The organism is Bacillus sp. FSL L8-0167 (assembly GCF_038630295.1).
Taxonomy (GTDB): domain Bacteria; phylum Bacillota; class Bacilli; order Bacillales; family Bacillaceae; genus Bacillus; species Bacillus safensis.
The window spans coordinates 2,531,636-2,556,260 of record NZ_CP152027.1 but is presented as its reverse complement, the minus strand read 5'-3'; the positions used below and the strand labels follow the sequence as shown (position 1 = coordinate 2,556,260).

At 42.7% G+C, this 24,625-nt stretch carries 23 protein-coding genes and 1 riboswitch; of the genes, 21 read left to right on the top strand and 2 right to left on the bottom strand.

Annotated features, from left to right (window positions below):
• The first annotated feature begins 23 nt into the window (after positions 1–23).
• The 15 genes from zapA (at position 24) to MHB66_RS13140 (ending at position 16,903) form a co-directional block, all read left to right on the top strand.
• Positions 24–281, top strand: coding sequence for a cell division protein ZapA (zapA, locus tag MHB66_RS13210; protein ID WP_012010831.1), 258 nt, complete (start codon positions 24–26; stop codon positions 279–281).
• Between the two features lie 7 nt (positions 282–288).
• Complete coding sequence (locus tag MHB66_RS13205; protein WP_046312011.1) at positions 289–822, top strand: CvpA family protein; 534 nt, start codon at positions 289–291, stop codon at positions 820–822.
• Between the two features lie 114 nt (positions 823–936).
• Positions 937–2,649, top strand: a complete 1,713-nt coding sequence (gene polX, locus MHB66_RS13200) for a DNA polymerase/3'-5' exonuclease PolX (RefSeq protein ID WP_046312008.1) — start codon at positions 937–939, stop codon at positions 2,647–2,649.
• A 21-nt stretch (positions 2,650–2,670) separates the two neighbouring features.
• Positions 2,671–5,028, top strand: coding sequence for an endonuclease MutS2 (locus MHB66_RS13195; RefSeq protein WP_034280729.1), 2,358 nt, complete (start codon positions 2,671–2,673; stop codon positions 5,026–5,028).
• Positions 5,029–5,042: 14 nt separating this feature from the next.
• The gene (locus MHB66_RS13190; RefSeq protein ID WP_008345990.1) at positions 5,043–5,447 is read left to right on the top strand and encodes a DUF350 domain-containing protein; all 405 of its coding nucleotides are present in this window, start codon (positions 5,043–5,045) and stop codon (positions 5,445–5,447) included.
• A gap of 162 nt (positions 5,448–5,609) precedes the next feature.
• Entirely contained in the window at positions 5,610–6,065 is a 456-nt protein-coding gene (locus MHB66_RS13185; RefSeq protein WP_034280732.1) for an immunity 63 family protein, read from the top strand.
• Between the two features lie 99 nt (positions 6,066–6,164).
• Positions 6,165–7,883, top strand: a complete 1,719-nt coding sequence (locus MHB66_RS13180; RefSeq protein WP_046312006.1) for an AMP-binding protein — start codon at positions 6,165–6,167, stop codon at positions 7,881–7,883.
• Between the two features lie 168 nt (positions 7,884–8,051).
• Entirely contained in the window at positions 8,052–8,636 is a 585-nt protein-coding gene (locus MHB66_RS13175) for a TetR/AcrR family transcriptional regulator (protein WP_024423221.1), read from the top strand.
• A gap of 26 nt (positions 8,637–8,662) precedes the next feature.
• Positions 8,663–9,442: an enoyl-CoA hydratase gene (locus MHB66_RS13170; protein WP_034279724.1), complete on the top strand. Its 780-nt coding sequence runs from the start codon at positions 8,663–8,665 to the stop codon at positions 9,440–9,442.
• Between the two features lie 31 nt (positions 9,443–9,473).
• Positions 9,474–10,247 carry an electron transfer flavoprotein subunit beta/FixA family protein gene (locus tag MHB66_RS13165; protein ID WP_046312003.1) on the top strand — a complete coding sequence of 258 codons (774 nt, stop codon included), beginning with the start codon at positions 9,474–9,476 and terminating at the stop codon, positions 10,245–10,247.
• Between the two features lie 43 nt (positions 10,248–10,290).
• Positions 10,291–11,268 carry an electron transfer flavoprotein subunit alpha/FixB family protein gene (locus MHB66_RS13160; RefSeq protein WP_046312001.1) on the top strand — a complete coding sequence of 326 codons (978 nt, stop codon included), beginning with the start codon at positions 10,291–10,293 and terminating at the stop codon, positions 11,266–11,268.
• Positions 11,269–11,343: 75 nt separating this feature from the next.
• Positions 11,344–12,822, top strand: a complete 1,479-nt coding sequence (locus tag MHB66_RS13155; protein ID WP_046311999.1) for an alpha-N-arabinofuranosidase — start codon at positions 11,344–11,346, stop codon at positions 12,820–12,822.
• 246 nt (positions 12,823–13,068) lie between these two features.
• Positions 13,069–13,383, top strand: a complete 315-nt coding sequence (gene trxA, locus MHB66_RS13150) for a thioredoxin (protein WP_007501629.1) — start codon at positions 13,069–13,071, stop codon at positions 13,381–13,383.
• 139 nt (positions 13,384–13,522) lie between these two features.
• The gene (uvrC, locus tag MHB66_RS13145) at positions 13,523–15,295 is read left to right on the top strand and encodes an excinuclease ABC subunit UvrC (RefSeq protein ID WP_024423216.1); all 1,773 of its coding nucleotides are present in this window, start codon (positions 13,523–13,525) and stop codon (positions 15,293–15,295) included.
• 61 nt (positions 15,296–15,356) lie between these two features.
• Positions 15,357–15,534: riboswitch (Lysine riboswitch) on the top strand.
• A gap of 133 nt (positions 15,535–15,667) precedes the next feature.
• Positions 15,668–16,903, top strand: coding sequence for an aspartate kinase (locus MHB66_RS13140; protein ID WP_034279740.1), 1,236 nt, complete (start codon positions 15,668–15,670; stop codon positions 16,901–16,903).
• Between the two features lie 154 nt (positions 16,904–17,057).
• Here MHB66_RS13140 and MHB66_RS13135 read toward each other — a convergent pair whose 3' ends face one another.
• Positions 17,058–17,501 (bottom strand): YslB family protein, encoded by a 444-nt coding sequence (locus MHB66_RS13135; protein ID WP_024423214.1) that lies wholly within the window; start codon positions 17,499–17,501, stop codon positions 17,058–17,060.
• Between the two features lie 283 nt (positions 17,502–17,784).
• On the opposite strand from MHB66_RS13135, the gene MHB66_RS13130 reads away from it, so the two are divergent.
• From MHB66_RS13130 to MHB66_RS13110, 5 genes are all read left to right on the top strand, one after another.
• Positions 17,785–18,393, top strand: coding sequence for a succinate dehydrogenase cytochrome b558 subunit (locus MHB66_RS13130; protein WP_024423213.1), 609 nt, complete (start codon positions 17,785–17,787; stop codon positions 18,391–18,393).
• A gap of 37 nt (positions 18,394–18,430) precedes the next feature.
• Complete coding sequence (gene sdhA / locus MHB66_RS13125; RefSeq protein ID WP_034279746.1) at positions 18,431–20,191, top strand: succinate dehydrogenase flavoprotein subunit; 1,761 nt, start codon at positions 18,431–18,433, stop codon at positions 20,189–20,191.
• Position 20,192: 1 nt separating this feature from the next.
• Positions 20,193–20,957 (top strand): succinate dehydrogenase iron-sulfur subunit, encoded by a 765-nt coding sequence (gene sdhB, locus MHB66_RS13120; protein ID WP_046311996.1) that lies wholly within the window; start codon positions 20,193–20,195, stop codon positions 20,955–20,957.
• A 121-nt stretch (positions 20,958–21,078) separates the two neighbouring features.
• A complete protein-coding gene (locus MHB66_RS13115; RefSeq protein ID WP_044335316.1) occupies positions 21,079–21,540 on the top strand; it encodes a thioesterase family protein in 462 nt (153 codons plus the stop codon).
• 79 nt (positions 21,541–21,619) lie between these two features.
• Positions 21,620–22,339 (top strand): biotin--[acetyl-CoA-carboxylase] ligase, encoded by a 720-nt coding sequence (locus tag MHB66_RS13110; protein ID WP_046311993.1) that lies wholly within the window; start codon positions 21,620–21,622, stop codon positions 22,337–22,339.
• A 27-nt stretch (positions 22,340–22,366) separates the two neighbouring features.
• Here the strand turns inward: MHB66_RS13110 and MHB66_RS13105 are convergent, their stop codons facing one another.
• Complete coding sequence (locus tag MHB66_RS13105; protein ID WP_046311992.1) at positions 22,367–23,497, bottom strand: PrpF domain-containing protein; 1,131 nt, start codon at positions 23,495–23,497, stop codon at positions 22,367–22,369.
• Between the two features lie 135 nt (positions 23,498–23,632).
• Between MHB66_RS13105 and MHB66_RS13100 the strand changes: the two genes are divergently transcribed.
• Entirely contained in the window at positions 23,633–24,493 is an 861-nt protein-coding gene (locus MHB66_RS13100; protein WP_024423208.1) for a LysR family transcriptional regulator, read from the top strand.
• Positions 24,494–24,625 lie beyond the last annotated feature (132 nt).

The following is a 24,625-nucleotide window of genomic DNA, read 5'->3' as shown; positions in this document are numbered from 1 at the left end:
TCTCGTGGAATGGAGGAGAAACGTTGTCTGACGGCGGTAAAACGAAAACAACAGTTGAGATTTACGGACAGTCCTATACGATCATCGGACAAGAAACGAAGATGCATATGCGACATGTTGCGTCAATTGTTGATGATAAAATGAGAGAAATAAATGAAAAAAATCCATATCTTGATATAAACAAATTAGCTGTACTGACAGCAGTCAATGTCGTCCACGACTACTTGAAATTAAAAGAGCAATACGAAAAATTAGAGATTCAGCTAAAAGAAAAGGAATGAAATTACCGTGATCGATATCATCATTTTGTTTTTGCTTCTTATGGGAACGCTTGTCGGTCTAAAACGCGGGTTTATTCTTCAATTTATTAAATTGATCAGCTTTGTTGTTTCTATCTTAGTGGCTTCCATGTTTTATCAGTCACTTGCACCACAGCTTACGTGGATTCCGTCACCTAATTTTAGCGGCGGTCAACCGCAGCTCGCTTTCTTTAGCGGGAATCTAGAAACAGCTTATTATAATACCATTGCGTTTATCATTCTGTTTATCTTGACCAAAATCCTGCTCGCCATCATTGGCGGATTGCTCACAACCATTGCAAGTATACCTGTGATTAAACAGGTGAACAAACTGCTTGGCGGTGTTTTAGGATTTCTGGAAACCTATTTATTTGTGTTTATTCTATTGTTTGTCGCTGCATTACTTCCAGTAGATGCGCTCCAAACAATGATGAGCAAATCAATGTTAGCAGATGTGATCGTAAACAACACCCCTTACCTGTCCGGTCTTGTCAAAGACCTATGGTCGACGTATGGAGTTTAAAAACTTCTCCTTTTCTGGAGAAGTTTTTTCTCATTCCATGACAGAAAGTTGTAGGATGAAGGGAAAGTTTGTATATTTATATAGGAAGATGCCAAAGCGGCTGGAGGATGAGAGATGAATAAAAAAGATATTATCAAACTTCTTGAAACAATTGCAGTATATATGGAACTAAAAGGAGATAATCCTTTTAAAATTTCTGCCTTTCGTAAAGCAGCAGCGGCACTGGAACAAGACGACCGCAGCCTTTCTCAAATAGATGATCTATTAGCATTACCCGGCATTGGAAAAGGAACCTTTGCTGTGATCACAGAGTATATCGAAAAAGGACAATCAGAAACACTCGAACAATTAAAAAAGGAAGTGCCTGAAGGACTTGTTCCGCTCTTAAAGTTGCAAGGGCTTGGCGGGAAGAAGATTGCGAAGCTTTACCAAGAGCTTGGTGTCCATGATGCCCAGTCATTAAAAGAAGCATGTGAAGCGGAAAAAGTACAAGCGCTTGCAGGCTTCGGTAAAAAAACCGAAGAAAAGATTCTCGCAGCTCTTGAGGAGGCCGGAAAGCAGCCAGAACGACTGCCAATTGGCTTTGCATTAGATGTGGCAGAGCGGATTGATCATGCGCTTGAACAGATGAAGGGTATTATTCGTTTTTCTAGAGCTGGCAGTCTAAGACGTGCACGGGAAACTGTCAAAGATTTAGATTATATCATTGCGACCAGCGATCCTGAACAAGTCAGAGAGCAGCTCGTTGCACTTGATGATGTCAAAGACGTCATTGCAAGCGGTGATACGAAGGTATCTGTCATTCTTGCCCTTGATTTTGAGATCAGTGTAGACTTCCGGCTTGTGACAACAGACCAATTTGCAACAACGCTGCACCATTTCACTGGCTCAAAAGATCACAATATTCGCATGCGTCAGCTGGCGAAGGAACGCGGAGAGCGTATTAGTGAATATGGTGTGGAAACAATTGAAACTGGAGAAGTAAAAACGTTTGAAGACGAGGCTGCTTTTTATGCGCATTTTCAACTTCCGCTTATTCCGCCAGAAATTCGTGAAACCGGAACGGAGATTGATACGTATAAAGAAAGTATGCAATTTGTAGAGTTAAAAGATATCAAAGGCGACCTTCATATGCACTCGACATGGAGTGACGGCGCATTTTCTATTCGCGAAATGGCAGAGGCATGTATCGCAAAAGGCTATGAATACATGGCGATTACAGACCACTCGCAATATTTAAAAGTAGCAAACGGTTTAACAAAAGAACGTTTACGTCTGCAAGCAAAAGAAATTGACAAGCTGAATCAAGAATTCGAGCATTTTCACATTTTCAAAGGGGTCGAAATGGATATTCTCCCGGATGGATCATTAGATTATGATGATGACTTTTTAGCAGACATGGATTTTGTCATTGCGTCTATCCACTCGAGCTTTTCTCAGCCGGAAGAAGTCATTATGGAGCGCCTTGAAAATGCCCTGCGGAATCAGCATGTGGATTTAATTGCACATCCAACAGGCCGTTTGATCGGCAGACGGGACGGCTATGCCTTAAATATAGATCAGCTCATAGAGCTTGCGAAGAAAACGGGAACTGCACTAGAGCTCAACAGCAACCCGTCAAGACTGGATTTGAAAACAGAGCATTTAATGAAAGCAAACGAAGCAGGTGTGAACATCATGATCAATACAGATGCGCACAATATCGCCATGCTGGATCATATGGAAGTTGGTGTAACAGCTGCAAGAAAAGGCTGGACACCAAAAGCAAATGTCGTGAATACTTTTTCTCTAAACGAGATCAAAAAGTTTTTAACGCGTGACAGGTAGTCGTTAGGAGGCTGGACCATGCTGCAACAAAAAGTGTTAGCATCATTAGAATTTCATAAAGTAAAAGAAAAAGTCATGTCCTATACCGCATCCTCATTAGGAAAAGAAAGAGCGCAGGATTTAACGCCGCTGACGGATATAGAAACCATTCAGCATTTGCTGGAAGAGGTAGCAGAAGCACAGGATGTCATCCGCTTAAAGGGATCTGCGCCATTTGGCGGGCTGACGGATATTAGACGCGGAGTCAAACGGGCAGAAATCGGCAGTACATTAAGCCCATCTGAGCTCATGGAAATTGCAGCGCTGTTATACACTGCGAAAAATATGAAGCACTTTCTCACGTCCCTGTATGAAGATGGTGTAGACATACCTCGCCTTCATACATATGCAGAGACGCTGATATTACTGCCTGAAGTCAGAAAAGAAATCGAAAGCTGTATCGGTGATAATGGAGAAGTGCTTGATCACGCAACTCCGGCGCTACGAACAATACGTACGCAATTACGTTCATTAGAATCAAAAGTTCGAGATAAATTAGAATCCATGATTCGCTCACAATCTGCTTCAAAAATGCTGTCAGACACGATTGTCACCATTCGTAATGATCGGTTTGTGATTCCGGTAAAGCAGGAGTACCGCTCGAATTACGGCGGAATTGTTCACGATCAATCATCATCTGGGGCAACCCTTTTTATTGAGCCGCAAGTGGTCGTGGATTTAAATAACACCTTGCAGCAAACCCGTTTAAAAGAAAAACAAGAGGTCGAAAAGATCCTCCAAATGCTGACAGCGAGCGTGTCAGAACACATTGAGGAACTTCTTCACAATGTAAAAGAGCTTCAGACGTTAGATTTTATTTTTGCTAAAGCCAAATATGCAAAGGCAGAAAAAGCCACAAAGCCTGCTGTGAATGATCAAGGGGAGATTTATTTAAAGCGGGCAAGACATCCTCTATTGCCTAGGGATCAGGTTGTGGCAAATGACATTGAGCTCGGCAAAGATTTTTCAACCATCGTTATTACTGGCCCAAATACAGGGGGTAAGACAGTTACCTTGAAAACGCTTGGTCTTCTTACGCTGATGACGCAGGCAGGCCTTCATATTCCAGTTGAAGAAGGCTCGGAAGTGGCTGTATTCGACCAAGTCTTTGCTGATATTGGAGATGAACAATCTATTGAGCAAAGCTTGAGTACGTTCTCATCTCATATGGTCAATATTGTAGATATCTTAAAGAATTTGACATCTAACTCACTCGTGTTATTTGATGAATTAGGGGCAGGAACAGACCCTGCAGAAGGTGCCGCGCTGGCCATGAGTATCTTAGATGAAGTGCATCAAACAAATGCACGCGTCATCGCAACGACCCATTATCCTGAGCTGAAGGCTTACGGATATAACCGGGAAGGTGTCACAAATGCGAGCGTGGAGTTTGACATTGAAACCTTATCACCAACGTACCGCTTGCTCATCGGTGTGCCCGGACGAAGTAATGCATTTGAAATTTCTAAACGTCTTGGGTTGCCAGATCACCTCATTGACCGTGCAAAAGCGGATATGCATGCCGAGCATAATGAAGTAGACCAAATGATTGCTTCATTAGAAGATAGCAAGAAACAAGCAGAAGAAGAGCTGCATGAGACAGAAGTCTATAGAAAAGAAGCAGAAAAGCTTCATAAAGAATTGCAGAGACAAATTCTTGAATGGAATGAGCAAAAGGACAAACTGCTTGAAGAAGCTGAAAAAAAAGCGGCAGAAAAAATTGAACAAGCCTCAAAAGAAGCAGAAGACATCATTCAAGAGCTTCGTTCGATAAAAAATGAGCATCGATCATTTAAAGAACATGAACTCATCGATGCGAGAAAGCGTCTTGAAGAAGCAGTCCCTGAGTTTGACCGGAAGAAAAAGCCAGAGCCAGTGAAAAAAGCAGCAAGACAGCTAAAATCAGGCGACGAAGTGAAAGTGCTCACCTTCGGGCAAAAAGGAACGCTGCTTGAACAAACAGGTGACAAAGAATGGAGTGTCCAAATGGGCATTCTGAAAATGAAAGTAAAAGAAAAAGACATGGAATTTATCAAATCAGCACCTGAATTTAAGCAGGAGAAAGCCATTACGGCAGTCAAAGGAAAAGACTATCATGTATCGCTTGAACTTGACTTAAGGGGAGAGCGTTATGAAAATGCCTTAAGCAGAGTCGAGAAATATTTAGATGATGCTGTCTTAGCTGGTTATCCGCGTGTGTCAATCATTCACGGAAAAGGAACTGGCGCCCTTAGAAAAGGGGTTCAGGAATTACTGAAACAGCACCGAAGTGTGAAAAATGCTCGTTTTGGGGAACAAGGCGAGGGAGGATCAGGCGTTACCATCGTCGAATTAAAGTAAAAAGGAGAAAACGCATGAAAGCCTTTTGGGAAAATGAACTTGTGGAAATTGCCGCCTATTACAGCGTGGCCGTCCTATGTCTTGTCTTATTTCTAACCATTTTTGAACTCGTTACCTCCTATAAAAACTGGGAAGAGATCCAGCGGGGGAACTTAGCTGTTGCCATGGCAACAGGCGGAAAGATTTTTGGGATTGCGAATGTGTTTCAGCATTCTATCGCACAGCACAATTCCCTTCTGCAAATGATTGGATGGGGCGTATACGGCTTTGTGATGCTGCTTGTCAGCTATTTCATTTTTGAATTTTTAACACCACGATTTAAAGTAGACAAAGAAATTGAGAATGATAATAGAGCGGTCGGGTTTATTTCACTCATTATTTCAGTTGGGCTGTCTTATGTAGTAGCAGCCGGCATTTAAGGAGACGACATGGAAAAGCTAGCAAAAGTATTAATCGTAGTTGCCTGCACTTTTGCGGTCATTGGTGCCGTTTACATGTTCCTGTGAAATGAAGAAGACAAAGTGAGAAAGCTGTCAGGGATTCCTTGGCAGCTTTTATCTCACCAGAAGGCGGTGAATCACATGAAGCAAATTCTGCAAAAAGACGAACTCATAAAGCGAATTGATACTTGTCTCCAAATGACTTCCCTGCCAAGAGACATATACGAACCGTATATTGCACGTCCATTTCAAACGACTGGATTTTTTGATGATTTGAGCCCTTATATTCAAATCGATCCGAGTGGCTATATTCTTATTCAATATGAACGAGGAATCCAAATGCTGCATAAAAGAACAAAAGCGGCGGATGAAGTCATTTACTGGATTTTAGAAGACACAATCTTTCTTACAGTCTACATAGATATGATGAGGCAGTATCAAGTCGACAACATCCAGACGCATTTACCTAATGACCCGAGTATCCATCAACAGATCGTGGAGAGAGTAAATGAGTCATTTCGTGCAATCGGTGGATTATATGAACAGTGGCATCATGAAGGAAAAAGAGCATCGATCGAAACACCGGCAAAGAAGTAAAGATGCCATGGAACCAAGCTCTATTTGAAAAAAGAAAACTGCCTTAAGGAAAAGTTTGCTATAATAAAATAGTACGAAAGTTCAGGAAGGAGGGTTTTTATGCAGTCAGATAAACGTTGGCTTCTGCATTACCCGAATCAAATTCCCCGCGAACTCACCATTCCAAATGAGACGTTACAATCTTACTTATTCAGCTCCGCAGAGGCTGCACCTGAGCATACAGCCATTCATTTTCTAGGAAAAAACATCACCTATGAACAGCTCCAGGAAGAAGCATTGAAACTAGCTGGTCACCTGATGAAAATTGGCGTGAAAAAAGGCGACAGAGTAGCAATCATGCTGCCAAACTGTCCTCAATCTGTCATTTCTTATTATGCTGTTTTAATTGCAGGCGGCATCGTTGTTCAAACGAACCCGCTTTATACGGAGAAAGAACTGGCATATCAAATGGAGGACAGCGGCTCAAAAGTGCTGATTACACTGGATTTATTGTATCCAAAGGCCTATAAAATGAAAGCGCTGACAAGTATGGAGCACTTGATCATCACCAAACTGCAGGATTATTTACCATTTCCGAAAAACATTCTGTTTCCTATCGTCCAAAAAAGAAAAAATAAAATGGTCATCCAAGTAGAGAAAAGCGAGACCATTCATCACTTCTCACAAATTATGAAAGAATCGTCAGAAGAACAGATTCCGGCTCTTGCCTTTGAACCGAAAGAGGATGTCGCTGTTTTGCAATATACAGGCGGAACGACTGGTTTACCAAAAGGGGTCATGCTGACGCATGAAAATATTTTAGCGAATACTGAAATGTGCGCTTCTTGGATGTATAAAACGACAAGAGGAAAAGAACGAATCCTTGGCATCATTCCGTTTTTTCATGTATACGGAATGACGACCGTATTAAACCTTGCTGTGAAAGAAGGGCATTCAATGATTCTCCTTCCGCGATTTGACGCAGCTGATACCCTCAAAACGATTGAAAAACAGAAACCGACACTCTTTCCAGGTGCACCCACCATGTATATTGCCTTGCTGCATCATCCGAACATTGAAAAGTATAATCTGTCGTCCATCACTGCATGTTTAAGCGGCTCGGCGGCTCTTCCTGTTGAAGTCAAACAGAGCTTTGAGAAATTAACAGGAGGGCGTTTAGTTGAGGGGTATGGTCTTTCAGAAACTTCGCCAGTGACCCATTCTAACTTTTTATGGGGAGCGAACAAAACAGGCAGCATTGGCTGTCCGTGGCCTGGGACAGACGCAGGCATTTATTGCGAGGAAACGGGTGGCCTTAAAGAGCCGTATGAGCACGGAGAAATTATCGTCAAAGGGCCGCAAATTATGAAAGGCTATTGGAATCAGCCAGAGGAGACAGCAGCTGTATTAAGGGACGGATGGTTTTTCACTGGAGATATTGGGTATATGGATGAGGACGGTTTTTTCTATATCGTTGACCGGAAAAAAGATGTCATTATTGCGAGCGGTTATAATATTTACCCAAGAGAGGTCGAAGAAGCCCTTTATGAGCATGAGCTTGTACAAGAAGCCGTTGTCGCAGGCATACCAGATCCTTATAGAGGAGAAACAGTAAAAGCGTTTGTTGTGCCGAAAAAGGATGCTTATTTAACAGAGGATGAACTCGATCGCTTTGTCAGAACGAGAATTGCTTCATTTAAAGTACCGCGCGTGTATGAATTTAAAGAATCACTGCCTAAAACGGCTGTCGGAAAAATTTTGCGCAGAGTATTAATTGAAGAAGAAAAAAGAAAGCAAGCTTCATCATCTGAGACACCTGTCGATCAATTGAAGAAATAACGACCTTCATCATCCGGTCGAGCGGCCGGATGATTTGAATGATGACAGTCTGCTCTGGTATGATAAAGGTTGAAAAGAAAGAAGAAGATCTCTTGACAAATCACCCGTTTCTTTTTAACATAAAGTTATGAATGAATGCTCATTCAATTTAGAAAGGGACGAAGCACATTGAAGCAGAAAAGACCGAAGTACATGCAAATTATTGATGCAGCAGTTGTGGTGATTGCGGAGAACGGCTATCATCAATCACAAGTTTCAAAGATTGCGAAACAAGCAGGGGTGGCAGACGGAACCATTTATCTTTATTTCAAAAACAAAGAGGATATTCTCATCTCATTGTTCAAAGAAAAAATGGGACAATTCATCGAACGGATGGAAACAGATATCCAAAAGAAGCCATCTGCCAAAGAAAAGCTTCTACTGTTGATTGAGGAGCATTTTCGCATGCTGGCGCAGAATCATCATTTGGCTCTTGTGACACAGCTTGAACTCAGGCAGTCAAACCTTGAGCTGCGGCAAAAAATCAATGAGGTGCTAAAAGGGTATTTAAATATGCTCGAGTCTATTTTAACAGAAGGAAAGAAAACAGGAGAATTTAGACAAAATTTAGATGTCCGCTTAGCGAGACAAATGGTATTTGGGACGATTGATGAAACCGCAACAACATGGGTCATGAATGATCAAAAGTATGATCTGCCTGCACTCGCAGAAAATGTACATGATCTGCTGTTAAACGGAATACATCAATCCTAAAGACAATGTGAAAAAGGATGATTGACATGGAAAAAATACTCAGCTTACATCATGAAGGACAGACAGCGCTCATCACGATTCAGAACCCGCCTGCAAATGCCTTATCCTCTCAGCTGCTCACTGAGCTTAATGACATGTTCGAAGAGCTCGAACAGAATGAGGAAGTAAGAGCGATTGTGATCCACGGGGAAGGCAGATTCTTCTCAGCAGGTGCTGATATTAAAGAATTTACGACTTTACAGGAAGAGTCTGATTATGCAAGCCTCGCTGATAGAGGACAGCAAGTCTTTGAACGGATTGAACAGTGTCCAAAGCCAGTCATTGCCTCGATTCATGGAGCAGCATTAGGCGGAGGCCTTGAGCTTGCCATGTCTTGTGATATCCGAATCGCAACAAAAGATGCAAAGCTTGGACTGCCGGAATTAAATCTTGGCATTATTCCAGGATTCGGCGGCACGCAGCGCCTCCCGCGCTACGTTGGTTCTGCTAAAGCACTTGAAATGATGGGAACAGCTGAACCGATTACAGGTGAAGAAGCATTTACGTGCGGCCTTGTTACAAAGCTGGCAGAAACAGAGGAAGAAGCGCTCGAAGCGGCCAAAACACTTGCGGGGAAATTTGCCGCAAAAAGCCCTAAATCACTTGAATATGTGCTTGATTTATTGAACGCAACAAAACTGTATTCATATGACGGCGGAATGAAGCTGGAAGCCAAAAAATTTGGTGAGGTTTTCCAATCAAATGACGCCAAAGAAGGCATTCAGGCCTTTATCGAAAAGCGCAAACCGAACTTTAAAGGGGAATAAAGGATAAGTACGACACAAGGGGGAGAAATAAATGAATATATTTGTTTTGATGAAGCGTACGTTTGACACGGAAGAGAAAATTTCGATTCAGTCTGGTGCAATTCAAGAAGATGGAGCAGAGTTCATTATTAATCCTTATGACGAGTATGCCATTGAAGAAGCCATTCAGCTTCGCGATGAGCACGGGGGAGAAGTGACCGTTGTGACAGTTGGCGGTGAGGATGCAGAGAAACAGCTGAGAACAGCGCTTGCTATGGGCTGTGATCAAGCTGTCTTGTTAAACGTCGAAGATGACTTAGAAGAGTGGGACCAATATTCAGCTTCTACCATTCTTTATCACTATTTAAAAGACAAAGAGGCTTCCTTGATCTTAGCAGGGAATGTAGCAATTGACTGCGGCTCTGGACAGGTAGCCCCGCGTCTTGCTGAATTACTCGGTTTTTCATATGTGACTACGATAACAAGTATTCAAATTGACGGCGGCTCTGTATCGATTGAACGAGATGCAGAGGGGGATGTGGAAGTCATTTCTGCCGAACTCCCGCTTGTCGTCACAGCTCAGCAAGGACTCAATGAGCCTCGCTATCCATCATTACCAGGCATTATGAAGGCAAAGAAAAAGCCTTTAGAAGAATTGGAGCTTGATGATTTAGATCTGGATGAAGACGATGTACCATATAAAATCAAAACAATTGAACGTTTCTTACCGGAGAAAAAAGAGGGTGGCAAGGTGCTGAGCGGCGAGCTTCAGGATCAAGTCAAAGAACTGACAGATCTACTCAGAAATGAAGCAAAAGTCATCTAAACATCCACTTTACGATATCACGAGAACAAGGGGGAGCTTGAAGATGAGTAAAAAAGTTGTTGTACTTGGAGAAAGTCGTGACGGTAAATTAAGAAATGTGACATTTGAAGCCATTGCTGCCGCTCACAAAGTGGCAGAGGGCGGCGAGGTCATTGGCGTGTTAATAGGGGATGACGTCAAAGGCCTAGCAGATGAACTGCTTTACTATGGAGCGGATCATGTCATGATTGTGGAGCATCCGCACCTTTCATATTATACGTCAGATGGTTTTGCGCAGGCGCTTCAAGCCATATTAGATCAAGTTGATCCAGATGCTGTGCTCTTTGGCCATACATCTATCGGAAAAGACTTGTCGCCGAAAATAGCCGCACGTCTCCAGACTGGCTTGATTTCAGATGCGATTGATGTAAGCGTTACCGGTGAACATCTTGTTTTCACTAGACCGATTTACTCTGGAAAAGCCTTCGAAAAAGTCATTTCGACAGACCGTCTGCTTCTAGCAACCATCCGGCCAAATAACGTGGCACCACATGAGCGGGATACGTCACGAGGCGGAGAAGTCACACCAGTTTCTGTCGACATTCAAAACCTTCGGACGATCGTGAAGGAAGTCATTAAAAAAACGTCAGAAGGTGTAGATTTATCCGAAGCAAAGGTCATTGTTGCTGGAGGGCGCGGGGTTAAGAGCAAGGAAGGCTTTGAACCGCTGAATGAACTCGCTGAGACGCTGGGGGCAGCAGTCGGAGCTTCGCGCGGAGCCTGTGACGCTGATTATTGTGATTATGCCCTGCAAATTGGTCAAACGGGAAAAGTCGTCACACCTGATCTTTATATTGCATGCGGGATATCAGGAGCGATTCAGCATTTAGCGGGAATGTCTAACAGTAAAGTCATTGTGGCCATCAACAAAGACCCAGAAGCGGAAATCTTCAAAATCGCCGATTATGGAATTGTTGGTGACTTGTTTGAAGTGGTACCGCTTTTGAATGAAGAGTTAAAAAAGATGAATATCCACTCGTAACGCTCATACACTCAGAATGCCTAGGTATTCTGGGTTTTTTTGTATGTTATTAAGAAGAAAAGGAGCGGTTGACAAGTGAAGGGGACAGTAAAAGTCAATGACGTGATCGGACGCATTTCTAAACACATTTACGGGCATTTTCAAGAGCATTTAGGAAGAGGGATTTATGACGGGATTTGGGTAGGAAAAGACTCAGAGATTGATCATATTGAGGGGATTCGTACTGATGTACTGAAGGCCCTTCAAGCATTACATATTCCGGTGCTGAGGTGGCCGGGGGGCTGCTTCGCAGACGAGTATCACTGGGCAAATGGTGTAGGTGAGCTGAGTGAACGAAAGCCAATGGTCAACACCCATTGGGGTGGTACTGTTGAATCCAATGCATTTGGTACGCATGAATTTATGGCATTGTGTGAGCTGCTTGAATGTGAACCTTACATTTGCGGCAATGTGGGAAGCGGGTCTGTTCAAGAATTAGCCGATTGGGTCGAATACATGACATTTCCAAAAGGGACACCTATGTCAGACTGGCGCATTCAAAATGGAAAACAAGAGCCTTGGAAGCTGACCTATGTTGGTGTAGGCAATGAAAGCTGGGGCTGCGGCGGGAATATGACGCCTGAATACTATGCAGATTTATATAAACGCTATCAGACGTACGTAAGAGAGTTTGCAGGGCAGCGTATTTACAAAATCGCCTGCGGCGCGAACTCTAATGACGTGAATTGGACGAAGGTATTGATGGAGCGGGCCGCACCGTGGATGGATGGGCTCAGTTTACATTATTACACCGTACCGGGTACATGGGAGAAGAAAGGATCAGCGACTGAATTCGATGAGGATGAATGGTTTATCACGCTGAAAAAGGCCTATGAGATGGAACGGCTTGTCGAAGACCATGGAGAAATCATGGATCGTTATGACCCAGACAAGCGAATCGGGATGATTATTGATGAATGGGGGACATGGTATGACCCAGAGCCAGGGACAAATCCTGGGTTTTTATATCAGCAAAACACACTAAGAGACGCCCTTGTGGCCGCACTCCATTTTCATATTTTTCATCGCCATTGCAAGCGGATTCATATGGCAAATATTGCTCAGACGGTCAATGTGCTGCAAGCGATGGTATTAACAAAGGACGAAAAGATGCTTCTGACACCTACGTATCATGTATTTCACATGTTTCAAGTGCATCAAGAGGAAGAAGCGCTTGAAGTGGAGTTCGTTTCACCGCCGTATGAACGAAGAGGTGAAAAAATTCCTCAGGTCAGTGTGTCAGCCTCGCGTTCATCAGGTAAGATGCATATTAGCTACTGTCACTTGAATCCGCATGAACAAACAGAGATATCCCTTGCCATTGCAGGGATTGAAGAACAAACGAAAGTCACTGGACGTGTACTGACGGCTGATCGCATGAATGCCCATAATACATTCGATGATCCTCATTCTGTTCAGCCAAAAGACTTTGAGCAAATGGCTGTAAAGTCCGGCGAATTAACGGTGGAGCTGCCGCCAATGTCAGTGGTCATGATAACTGTCGACCTCGCTTAATTGCATATTTCGATGTTTGATGAGAAGAATGTTGGGGCATCATACATTGTAAATGAAGCGGAAAGGGTGTCATGTCATATGCTTAGAACCATTCTTATGATCATCGGTGCGATTGTTGTTATTGGTGCGATTATACGGTTTGTTTTTTAATTCATTTCCTAAAAAATGATTCGTAAGCATTTCATTCGCAAGTCACATTGGTAGATGCTATACTAAAAAGCATAATTTACATTGGAGGAATGAATAATGGCAATCGTAAAAGCTACTGACGCAACATTTTCACAAGAAACTGCAGAAGGTGTTGTTCTTGCAGACTTTTGGGCACCATGGTGTGGACCTTGTAAAATGATTGCTCCAGTTCTTGAAGAACTTGATCAAGAAATGGGCGACAAAATGAAAATTGTAAAAATTGATGTAGACGATAACCAAGAAACTGCTGGTAAATACGGCGTTATGAGTATCCCGACACTTCTTGTTTTAAAAGACGGTGAAGTTGTAGAAACTTCTGTTGGTTTCAAACCAAAAGAAGCACTTGCTGAGCTTGTCAACAAACATCTATAAACCGATCTATGTCCAAGCGGCATAATCATTGAAGCGGTTCTCGTAAAGACGAGAGCCGCTTTTCTTTCAACATGGTATAAAACAAATGTTCGTGATACACTAGAAGGAGTGAAAGAGGAAAACAAGGACGGATGAAAAGATGAACAAACTAATCAAAGAAAAGCTGTCAGTCCTGCCGGATCAACCAGGCTGTTACTTAATGAAAGATAGACAAAATACGATCATTTATGTAGGAAAGGCAAAGGTTTTAAAAAATAGGGTGCGCTCTTATTTCACTGGATCACATGACGCCAAAACGCAGCGGCTTGTCAGTGAAATTGAAGACTTTGAATACATTGTCACCTCTTCTAATATCGAGGCGCTCATTTTAGAGCTGAATTTAATCAAAAAATATGACCCAAAATACAATGTCATGCTCAAGGATGACAAGACGTATCCATTTATAAAAATTACGAATGAACGCCATCCCAAGCTGATCGTCACCCGCAATGTAAAAAAGGACAAAGGGAAATATTTCGGTCCATACCCAAACGTACAAGCAGCTCGAGAAACGAAAAAGCTGCTCGACCGCTTATATCCACTGAGAAAATGCGCCACCCTTCCTGACCGCGTCTGTCTTTATTATCATCTTGGGCAATGTCTTGCGCCATGTGTGTATGACATTTCCGAGGAAACGAATAAGCAGCTCGTGGATGAAATCACAAGGTTTCTAAACGGAGGACATCAGCAAATTAAAAAAGAACTCACCGAAAAGATGCAGGAAGCTGCTGAAAATTTAGAGTTTGAACGGGCAAAAGAACTAAGAGACCAAATCGCATATATCGACTCAACGATGGAAAAACAGAAAATGACGATGAGTGATTTATCAGATCGAGATGTCTTTGCCTATGCCTATGATAAAGGCTGGATGTGTGTCCAAGTTTTCTTCATCAGACAGGGGAAATTAATTGAACGTGATGTCAGCCTGTTCCCTATGTATCAGGACCCTGAGGAAGAGTTCCTCACGTTTATGGGGCAATTTTATGAAAAGAACAACCATTTTCTGCCGAAGGAAATTTTGGTGCCTGACAGTGTCGATCAAGAGATGATTGAGCAATTGCTTGAGACGAACGTTCACCAGCCGAAAAAAGGAAAGAAAAAGGATTTACTTTTACTTGCCCATCAAAATGCCAAAATCGCCTTAAAAGAAAAATTTTCGCTCATTGAGCGTGATGAAGAGCGGACAATTGGTGCGGTGAAACAGCTCGGGGATGCGCTTAATATTTATATGCCATACAGAATCGAGGCATTTGATAACTCAAATATTCAAGGGGCAGACCCGGTTTCTGCCATGGTCGTCTTTCAGGACGGAAAACCCTATAAGAAGGAATACCGAAAATACAAAATTAAAACTGTCTCAGGGCCAGATGATTATGCATCCATGCGTGAAGTCATTAGAAGACGATATACCCGCGTGTTAAAGGATGAACTGCCGCTGCCAGATTTAATTTTAATTGACGGAGGAAAAGGACAGATCAACGCAGCCATCGATGTGCTTGAAAATGAATTGAATCTGTCTGTCCCGGTCGCAGGTCTTGTAAAAGATGAAAAACACCGGACATCGAATCTCATGATGGGAGATACACTTGAAATTGTTGCGCTGGAGCGGAATAGCCAGGCTTTTTACTTATTGCAGCGCATTCAAGATGAAGTGCACCGGTTCGCCATTAGCTTTCACCGGCAGCTGCGCGGAAAAAATGCATTCCAGTCTATTTTAGACGATGTACCGGGTATCGGAGAGAAGCGTAAAAAGCAGCTCCTCAAACATTTTGGCTCTGTGAAAAAGATGAAAGAAGCCTCTATCCAAGACTTTCAGGAGGCTGGCATTCCAAAACAGACGGCTGAACTTTTAATGGAAGCATTAAAAAAATAGATTGTACTTTTACCAAAAGTCTGTTAAGATGTGACTAATTTAATAAATGAACGTGTTGTTTGTTGAAGATAGAGGTGCGAACTTCAAGAGTAAGCCTTCGGAGATCGATGGGATCTAAGAAGAGGGCTGAAAGGGGAGCGTCGCCGAAGTGAATAAAATCCACTCATTTTATTCGCTGGCTGTACATTGAAGAAATGTAGGGCTGTCAAGAATTCATTTCTTGGAGGGCTATCTCATTGTTTGCATCGTTTAATGATGATTTTAAAGCAATGGGAGATTTGTTCTCTCATTGCTTTTTTATTTGCAGTGAGCGGACAGTCTCCAAAGCTGCCTCTTCTCTCACACGTGAACTTTTGAAAAAGGGTGGTAGACATGGGACTAATTGTACAAAAATTTGGCGGAACTTCCGTTGGGTCGGCAGAAAAAATTCGCAATGCCGCAGAGAGAGTGATCGCTGAACGCGAGGCAGGACATGATGTGGTTGTGGTTGTATCAGCGATGGGCAAATCAACGGATGTTCTAGTAGACTTAGCGAAAGAACTCACAGACGATCCAAGCAAAAGAGAGATGGATATGCTGCTCGCAACTGGTGAGCAGGTGACCATTTCATTATTAGCGATGGCGCTCCAAAGAAGAGGTTATGATGCCATTTCCTTTACAGGCTGGCAGGCTGGTATGAAAACAGAGCATGTACACGGAAATGCAAGAATCGTGGACATTGATGAATCAAGAATAAAAGAGGAATTAAGTGCGGGGAAAGTTGTTGTTGTGGCAGGCTTCCAAGGAATTGCAGATGACTTACATATCACAACTCTTGGCCGCGGCGGATCAGATACAACAGCTGTGGCACTGGCTGCCGCACTAAAAGCTGATAAATGTGATATTTACACAGATGTACCAGGAGTGTTTACAACAGATCCGCGTTATGTACCATCTGCGCGGAAACTTGCAGGCATTTCATACGATGAGATGCTTGAGCTGGCTAATTTAGGAGCTGGCGTTCTGCATCCAAGAGCTGTTGAATTTGCGAAAAATTATCAAGTCCCGCTAGAAGTCCGTTCTAGTATTGAAAATGAATCGGGTACGTTAATTGAGGAGGAATCATCCATGGAACAAAATTTAGTCGTCAGAGGCATTGCATTTGAAGATCAGATTACACGTGTGACTGTGTGCGGGCTTTCAAGCGGTTTAACAACATTATCGACCATTTTTACGACGCTTGCGAAACAGAATATCAATGTTGATATCATCATTCAGTCTGTCACAAGCACCAATCAGACGTCGATCTCTTTCTCTGTCAAAACGGATGATTTGTCCAAAACAGTTGAAGTATTAGAAGAATATAAGGGGGCGCTTGGCTACGAGCAGATTGAGACAGAAAGCAAATTAGCGAAAGTATCCATCGTGGGATCTGGAATGGTCTCAAACCCAGGCGTAGCTGCTGAAATGTTTGCTGTGTTAGCGCAAAAAGACATTCAAGTGAAAATGGTCAGTACGTCTGAAATCAAAGTCTCAACAGTGGTCGGCCGTGATGATATGGTCAAAGCGGTTGAAGCGCTGCATGATGCGTTTGATTTATCAAAGGTGAGCGCCGCTGCTCATTCTTAAAAAGGTAAAGAGGTGCTCTCATGAAAGAGAGTCACCTCTTTTTTCTATATGGAATCGGCTGAAACGGGCGTAAACCCATTCATTAAGTATGCTATGATAGATGTAGACATATAAAAAAGGCGTGACCTGAAGTCCGCGCCTTTTATCAAGAGTATTAGCTAGGGTCTCTTAAATCCCATTTAACGGTTAAAATGACTTTCTCAGCACGCTTTTTCACTTGTTCATAGGATTCAGCCACGTGCTCATTCAGAAGCTGAATTTGTTCAGCAATAAAACCCGCTTCCATCTGAAAGCATGGCTCCTTTTGATAGGTGAGTCGATTTGATACTAGTGGACCTTCGAGCTCAAACTCAATTTCCTGTTTTTTCGAATGGACCATTGTGAGAGTCCCCCATCCGGCATCATGGAAAAATTCGGGGATCTTCTCCCATGACTCTTGAGGAAATTTACGAGCAAGCAGTTTACCCGCAAAATACATCATAGATGAATGGTCCTGACCAAGAATATCAGGCAGCAGAACTTCGCGTATCAGCTCGTAGGCAAATCCATTGACTTCAATTTCTTTTAGCTGTTCTAAGTTAGATTCGAATTTATTCATTGTACGGCTCCCCTCTTTCAACAATTTATTATAGCTTATGTGGGCATATGATGACAGAGTTTTCCCTGAAGTCTAAGAAATTCTTATTGTAGTAAAACGAATTTTGATTTAAAACTTTTAAATTTCGGAAAATTTTAATTTATGTACGCGGTTTCTTGACGCTTTTTTGACATAGGAGTAAAATGAAATTGTCAATAAATTTGAATAAAGTGCTTACAATTGAAAGAAGCGGGGGTAAGACAATTTTCAAGCAATTGCACTTTTTTTACTAGGGGGTAAAGTAATGTCGGGGAACAAAGAATTTTTTTATCGGAGATTGCATTCTTTGCTTGGCGTCATTCCGGTCGGTCTATTTTTAATACAGCACTTAGTGGTTAACCACTTTGCGACGAATGGACCTGAGGCGTTTAACAAAGCTGCACACTTTATGGAACAGCTTCCTTTCAGATATGCACTTGAGCTGTTCGTGATTTTCTTACCACTGATCTATCATGCTGTTTATGGGGTGTACATAGCCTTTACGGCACAAAACAACACGTCTCGCTTCAGTTACTTAAGAAACTGGCTGTTCAGACTGCAAAGGATTTCAGGTATTATCACATTGATTTTTGTCTCTTGGCACGTATGGGAAACACGAATTCAAGCTCAGCTTGGAGCTGAAGTCAACTATGACATGATGGCGAATATTTTAAGCTCTCCATTTATGCTAGGCTTCTATATTGTCGGCGTTTTATCTACTATTTTCCACTTTGCTAATGGCTTGTGGTCATTTGCTGTCAGCTGGGGAATTACTGTTTCACCACGCTCACAACGAATCTCCACATATGTGACATTAGGTATATTTATAGCGCTTTCATATGTAGGGCTAAGAGCAATTTTCGCTTTTGTTTAAGAGGAAATAGATTAGTAGAAGAGGGAGAGGGGCTACAATGAGTAATTCTAGCATCATCGTTGTCGGAGGCGGCTTAGCTGGTCTCATGGCAACTATTAAAGCAGCAGAAGCGGGAACAGCTGTTCAACTATTTTCAATCGTACCTGTGAAACGTTCGCATTCTGTATGTGCACAGGGCGGAATCAACGGAGCGGTTAATACAAAAGGTGAAGGGGATTCACCTTATGAGCATTTTGATGACACGGTATACGGCGGAGATTTCTTAGCCAACCAGCCGCCAGTAAAGGCAATGTGTGAAGCAGCGCCGTCCATTATCCATTTACTTGATCGTATGGGTGTTATGTTTAATAGAACACCAGAGGGATTATTGGACTTCCGCCGTTTCGGGGGAACACAGCACCACCGTACAGCGTTTGCTGGAGCTACAACAGGCCAGCAGCTATTATACGCACTGGATGAGCAGGTTCGCCGCTATGAAGTAGCAGGACTTGTCACGAAATATGAAGGCTGGGAATTCCTTGGCGCTGTTTTAGACGACGAGGAAGTGTGCCGCGGGATTGTCGCGCAGAACTTGACGACAATGGAAATTGAATCCTTCCGTTCAGATGCAGTCATCATGGCAACAGGCGGTCCTGGAATCGTGTTCGGTAAATCAACGAACTCCATGATTAACACTGGATCTGCTGCGTCCATCGTCTATCAGCAAGGTGCGCATTATGCAAATGGAGAATTCATTCAAATTCACCCGACAGCGATCCCAGGAGATGACAAGCTTCGTCTCATGAGTGAATCGGCTCGTGGTGAAGGCGGACGTGTTTGGACGTATAAAGACGGGAAGCCTTGGTACTTCCTTGAAGAAAAATACCCAGCATACGGGAACCTTGTACCGCGTGACATTGCAACGCGTGAAATCTTTGACGTATGTGTCGAGCAAAAGCTTGGCATCAACGGAGAGAACATGGTATATCTCGATCTTTCTCACAAAGATCCAAAAGAGCTTGATATTAAGCTTGGCGGAATCATTGAAATCTATGAAAAATTCATGGGTGACGACCCGCGTAAGCTGCCGATGAAAATCTTCCCAGCTGTTCATTACTCAATGGGCGGATTATGGGTCGATTATGATCAAATGACGAATATCAAAGGTCTATTCGCTGCCGGAGAATGTGATTACTCAATGCACGGCGGAAACAGACTTGGTGCAAACTCACTTCTTTCTGCGATTTACGGCGGAATGGTCGCTGGACCAAATGCGGTGAAGTACATTAGCGGTCTTGAAAAATCTGCGGAAGACCTTTCTTCTGCACTATTTGACAGTGCCGTGAAGAAAGAGCAGGAGAAATGGGACAACATCCTCAGCATGGACGGAACAGAAAATGCGTACGTGCTTCATAAAGAGCTTGGAGAATGGATGACGGATAACGTGACAGTGGTTCGTTACAATGACAAACTCTTAAAAACAGATCAGAAGATCGAAGAACTAATGGAGCGCTACAAGAAGATCAACATCAATGATACCGCATCATGGAGCAACCAAGGCGCTGCCTTCACACGTCAGCTTGACAACATGCTTCAGCTGGCAAGAGTCATTACGATCGGGGCTTATAACCGGAATGAAAGCCGAGGCGCACACTATAAACCGGAATTCCCTGAAAGAAACGATGAAGAATTCCTTAAAACAACGATGGCTACGTTCAAAGGGAAAAATCAAAAGCCTGCATTCCACTATGAGGACGTCGATGTATCGTTAATTGCACCTCGTAAACGAGATTACTCGAAGAAAAAGGTGGAGAAATAAGATGAGTGAAAAAAACACAATTCAATTCATTATCACACGTCAAGATACAGCAGATGGAAAGCCTTATGATGAGGAATTCGAAATCCCTTACCGCCCAAATATGAACGTCATTTCCGCACTCATGGAAATTAGACGTAACCCGGTCAATAAACAAGGTGAAAAAACAACGGCGATCAACTGGGACATGAACTGTCTTGAAGAGGTGTGCGGAGCTTGTTCCATGGTCATTAATGGAAAACCGCGCCAGTCATGTACAGCCTTGATTGACCAGTTAGATCAGCCGATCCGTCTTCAGCCGATGAAGACATTCCCGGTCGTGAGAGACTTGCAGGTTGATAGAAGCCGCATGTTCAACTCCTTGAAAAAAGTAAAAGCATGGGTGCCGATCGATGGCACATATGATCTTGGACCTGGACCAAGAATGCCTGAGAAAAAACGTCAATGGGCGTATGAGCTTTCTAAATGTATGACATGTGGTGTCTGCCTTGAAGCTTGTCCAAACGTAAATGATAAGTCTTCCTTTATGGGCCCTGCACCGCTTTCGCAAGTTCGTCTATTTAACGCACATCCGACAGGTGCGATGAATAAGTCTGACCGTCTAGAAGAAATTATGGGAGACGGCGGTCTTGCGAACTGCGGGAACTCTCAAAACTGTGTGCAGGCTTGTCCGAAAGGAATCCCGCTGACAACGTCAATTGCAGCACTTAACCGAGATACAACATTACAAGCTTTCCGTAACTTCTTCGGAAGCGATCACGCAGAATAACATCACATTCAGTCCTCTTTGCCAATCATGATGAGTGTTTACAAGAGGCTGGATGGAACACAAAATAAACGCCTCTTCCAATATGGGAGAGGCGTTTATTGATGAATAAGGAGATGATGAAGTGAGACTTCCGTCATATATTGAAGAACCGTTTGAAGAATGGAGAGCATCCTTTCGATTTTATGTCGAAACGACTGTCCGTTTTTCAGAAACGGATATGTTTGGCCATATGAACAATGTCACCCCTTTTGTATATTTTGAAGAAGCACGGATTGCCTTTTTTCAAAAAACGGGAATTGTTGATAAACGAATGAAACGAGTGAAAGAGACGATTACAGTCGTGGCAAACCTGCAATGTGATTACATCAAACAGGTGGAGATAGGGGAGCGGCTTCGTGTGTATGTAAAGCCAGAAAAAGTCGGATCAAGCTCACTCATCCTTCATTATTTAGGAGAAAACGAGCAGCAGGAACCATGCTTTACCGGCTCAGTCACCATGGTGCAAATTAATAAAGAAACAGGCGCATCTGTCCCATTTACAGAGGAAGAAAAAGAGACATTTCAAGCTCAACGAAATAAATAACATAGAGCCCTCATCATCGTGTAAGCTTCATTTTGTTATAATAAAAGGATCATATCAAGAAGAAACAAAAGGAGAACACATGAAGATTTTTCAATATGACACCATTGATAGTACAAACAATGAAGCAAAAAGGCTTTTGCAAAAAGGAGAAAAACCTTCATTTGCTGTCTATGCACATCAGCAGACAGCAGGAAGAGGCAGGCTAGGGAGACCGTGGGAAACGCCTGCAGGGAATGTCGCTGTGACCATGACAGTTTTGCCGCCAGAAGAACTCTCCACCCAGTCAACGATCGCTCCGCTGACGGCACTAGCGATCTACGATGTACTCAAACCTCTCATCAGGGCCGAGGATCAGCTGGCGATCAAATGGCCAAATGATATTCTCATCAATGAAGCAAAGGTATCAGGCACATTGATTGAAGCGGACCGTACCGCCATTTATATCGGGGTTGGCATCAATGTGAAGACAAAGCCAGAGCATGTTCCGTACAAAACCATTTGCCTATCAGAGCTTACAGAGGTAAAAGCTGATCAGCTTGTGAAGGAACTTGCGGCAGCTTTTGAAAAATATCATACACGCTGGAAGAATGAAGGGTTTGAAGCACTCACTTCCCTCTATAACAAACGGTTATATCGTCTTCATAAACCGCTGCGGATCTCGTTAGACCGTGAAAAACAAACATGGGAAGAGGGCATTTGCTGCGGAGTCAACCGCTACGGTCATCTCCAGCTCAAAGATGAGAAAGGGCAGATAAAAGCTCATTCTGCCGGAGATATAGATGCACCGCTTCAGCATTAAAAAAAGCAGACGAGAACATCGTCTGCTTTAAGCTTCTCTTTTAATATGAGGCTGAATCACATAGTCTTGTTTTGTGAAAACAACTCCGTCTAGAATTTCTCTTGCCGTTCGAATGACTTTGACTCTGTTTTGAGAGATGTCAATTTCCGTTTGCATAATCCCGGCAGGATGCCCAATACGAAGGGTGTCATCTTGACCTTGGAACAGCTGAGAAGGAAGCGTTTCATCCAAGAAACAGCTGGTTGTCACGCAGACAGAGCCAGTAATGGCAAGTGCTTGGTGTGGTCTTTGCATTGATAGCATACGAACGATGATGTCCATATCTTCTGCTCGTCTCAAGATTCCATTTGTATCTACATAATCAGCAGGCTCGCTGATGAGCGCAAGCTTTGGAACAGCTGGAGACTGTAATGTGGCCATTTCTTTTGGTGCAAAGTGACACATTTCAGCAGCGAGAGAACGAATTTCTTCTAAATCATCCAGTAATTCATCTGTAAACTCTTCAGGTAATTCAGTTCCTTTTAATTGAATATCTTTCGCGCGAATAAAGGCAATTGGATTTGCAATGTCAACGATCGAGATTGGAATCTCCCCAAACTTTGTTTGAATCGTATCCATTTTGTTTCCAGTCGGATAGGTTTTACCTGTGACAGCGCCTTCAGGTTTCTCAAAGGATAAATAAATGGGAGAACCGGTTCCTTTTACGCCTGGAATTTCTGCCTGTCCTTCAAATTTTACTTCCCCATTTTCAACTTCGACCTCTGCCGTAATGACTTTATTTGTATTGGTATTGAGGATACGTACAGTCGTAATGGGCTCAACTGCTTGAACAAGTCCTTTAATGATCGCATACGGTCCAACGGCTGATGAGATGTTCCCGCAGTTTCCTTTAAAGTCGACATATCTCTCATTAATACTGACCTGTGCAAATGTATAGTTCACATCCACATCCGGGCGTGTGGCTTTATCGATAATGGCCACTTTACTTGTTAAAGAATTACCGCCGCCGATCCCATCGACCTGCAGCCGGTCAGGGCTGCCCATAATGTCTAATAGAAATGCCTCGAGCTCATCGTGTTCATATGGTGCATTGTTTGCGTGAATGAATACCCCTTTGCTTGTACCGCCTCGCATGATTGTGATTGGAACTTTTCTCATGACTCTCACCCTCAATTTTTAATGAACTGTTTATCTAACCAAAATGGTAAAGTATAATAAGAAATAAGTTAAATACATTATTTTAAGAGAAATCAATAAAAATATTTTATAATTAGTAAAAAAGGAGGGCATACAATGGATGAAAAAGATTGGCGGTTTTTAAAGGTACTTTATGAAGAAAAGAACATCACAAAAGCGGCAGAAAAATTATTTGTCTCTCAGCCTGCCTTAAGCTATCGATTGAAACAGCTTGAAGAGGAGTTTGATATGAAGCTTTTCTTTAAAAGAAAACGAGGAATTGAATTTACATCAGAGGGCGAATACTTGGCTAAATACGCAAATGACATGCTCAAACAGCTGCAGCAAACGAAAGATGGCATGCTCAATATGCAAAAAAAGGTCAAAGGAACGATCCGGTTAGGGGTCTCAAGTAACTTTGCCCAATATAAACTGCCAGAAATATTAAAAGAATTTTCTAAGCAGTATCCACATGTTCAATTTATGGTCAACACAGGATGGAGCACAAAGGTAATGGATTTATTAGGAACATCAAGTGTGCATTTAGGGATTTTAAGAGGTGATTATGACTGGAATGGAGAGCGTTTTTTGCTTGATAAAGAGCGTCTTTGCATTATTTCAAAATCAGAGATTCAGCTAAAGGATCTCCCGAATCTGCCGCTCATTGACTATCATACAGACAGTTCATTAAAACGGCTGATTAACAGATGGTGGCAGGAAACATTCACAATGCCTCCGCTTGTCACGATGGAGACAGACCGTCAGGATACATCAAAAGAGATGGTGAAGCATGGTTTAGGCTATGCCATTGTCCCAGAAATTTGCCTCAGACCAAGTGATGAGTTATTTGTAAAAGGACTTTCGTATAAAGATGGACAGCCTGTTTTAAGAGATACATGGCTCATGTACCAGCCAGACTCACTTCATTTGTCTGTGGTGAAAGCGTTCATTGAGTTTTTAAGAAATCAGCAAGGTTGATTATAAAAGAAATTTATTGAATAAACGAAAAAATCGATATTTTCATTATAAAAAAAGCTATTATATCCTTGAAATAGAAAGCGCTAACATATAGATCGCAAGTGCAAGGGGGCGCTTGCAGATCATGTAAAG

Excerpts from the sequence above, each read along its gene's own strand:
- polX (WP_046312008.1), top strand. The coding sequence starts at position 937 with ATGAATAAAAAAGATATTATCAAACTTCTTGAAACAATTGCAGTATAT.
- MHB66_RS13190 (WP_008345990.1), top strand. The coding sequence starts at position 5,043 with ATGAAAGCCTTTTGGGAAAATGAACTTGTGGAAATTGCCGCCTATTAC.
- MHB66_RS13185 (WP_034280732.1), top strand. The coding sequence starts at position 5,610 with ATGAAGCAAATTCTGCAAAAAGACGAACTCATAAAGCGAATTGATACT.
- MHB66_RS13180 (WP_046312006.1), top strand. The coding sequence starts at position 6,165 with ATGCAGTCAGATAAACGTTGGCTTCTGCATTACCCGAATCAAATTCCC.
- MHB66_RS13170 (WP_034279724.1), top strand. The coding sequence starts at position 8,663 with ATGGAAAAAATACTCAGCTTACATCATGAAGGACAGACAGCGCTCATC.
- MHB66_RS13165 (WP_046312003.1), top strand. The coding sequence starts at position 9,474 with ATGAATATATTTGTTTTGATGAAGCGTACGTTTGACACGGAAGAGAAA.
- MHB66_RS13160 (WP_046312001.1), top strand. The coding sequence starts at position 10,291 with ATGAGTAAAAAAGTTGTTGTACTTGGAGAAAGTCGTGACGGTAAATTA.
- trxA (WP_007501629.1), top strand. The coding sequence starts at position 13,069 with ATGGCAATCGTAAAAGCTACTGACGCAACATTTTCACAAGAAACTGCA.
- uvrC (WP_024423216.1), top strand. The coding sequence starts at position 13,523 with ATGAACAAACTAATCAAAGAAAAGCTGTCAGTCCTGCCGGATCAACCA.
- MHB66_RS13140 (WP_034279740.1), top strand. The coding sequence starts at position 15,668 with ATGGGACTAATTGTACAAAAATTTGGCGGAACTTCCGTTGGGTCGGCA.
- MHB66_RS13135 (WP_024423214.1), bottom strand. The coding sequence starts at position 17,501 with ATGAATAAATTCGAATCTAACTTAGAACAGCTAAAAGAAATTGAAGTC.
- MHB66_RS13130 (WP_024423213.1), top strand. The coding sequence starts at position 17,785 with ATGTCGGGGAACAAAGAATTTTTTTATCGGAGATTGCATTCTTTGCTT.
- sdhA (WP_034279746.1), top strand. The coding sequence starts at position 18,431 with ATGAGTAATTCTAGCATCATCGTTGTCGGAGGCGGCTTAGCTGGTCTC.
- sdhB (WP_046311996.1), top strand. The coding sequence starts at position 20,193 with ATGAGTGAAAAAAACACAATTCAATTCATTATCACACGTCAAGATACA.
- MHB66_RS13110 (WP_046311993.1), top strand. The coding sequence starts at position 21,620 with ATGAAGATTTTTCAATATGACACCATTGATAGTACAAACAATGAAGCA.
- MHB66_RS13105 (WP_046311992.1), bottom strand. The coding sequence starts at position 23,497 with ATGAGAAAAGTTCCAATCACAATCATGCGAGGCGGTACAAGCAAAGGG.
- MHB66_RS13100 (WP_024423208.1), top strand. The coding sequence starts at position 23,633 with ATGGATGAAAAAGATTGGCGGTTTTTAAAGGTACTTTATGAAGAAAAG.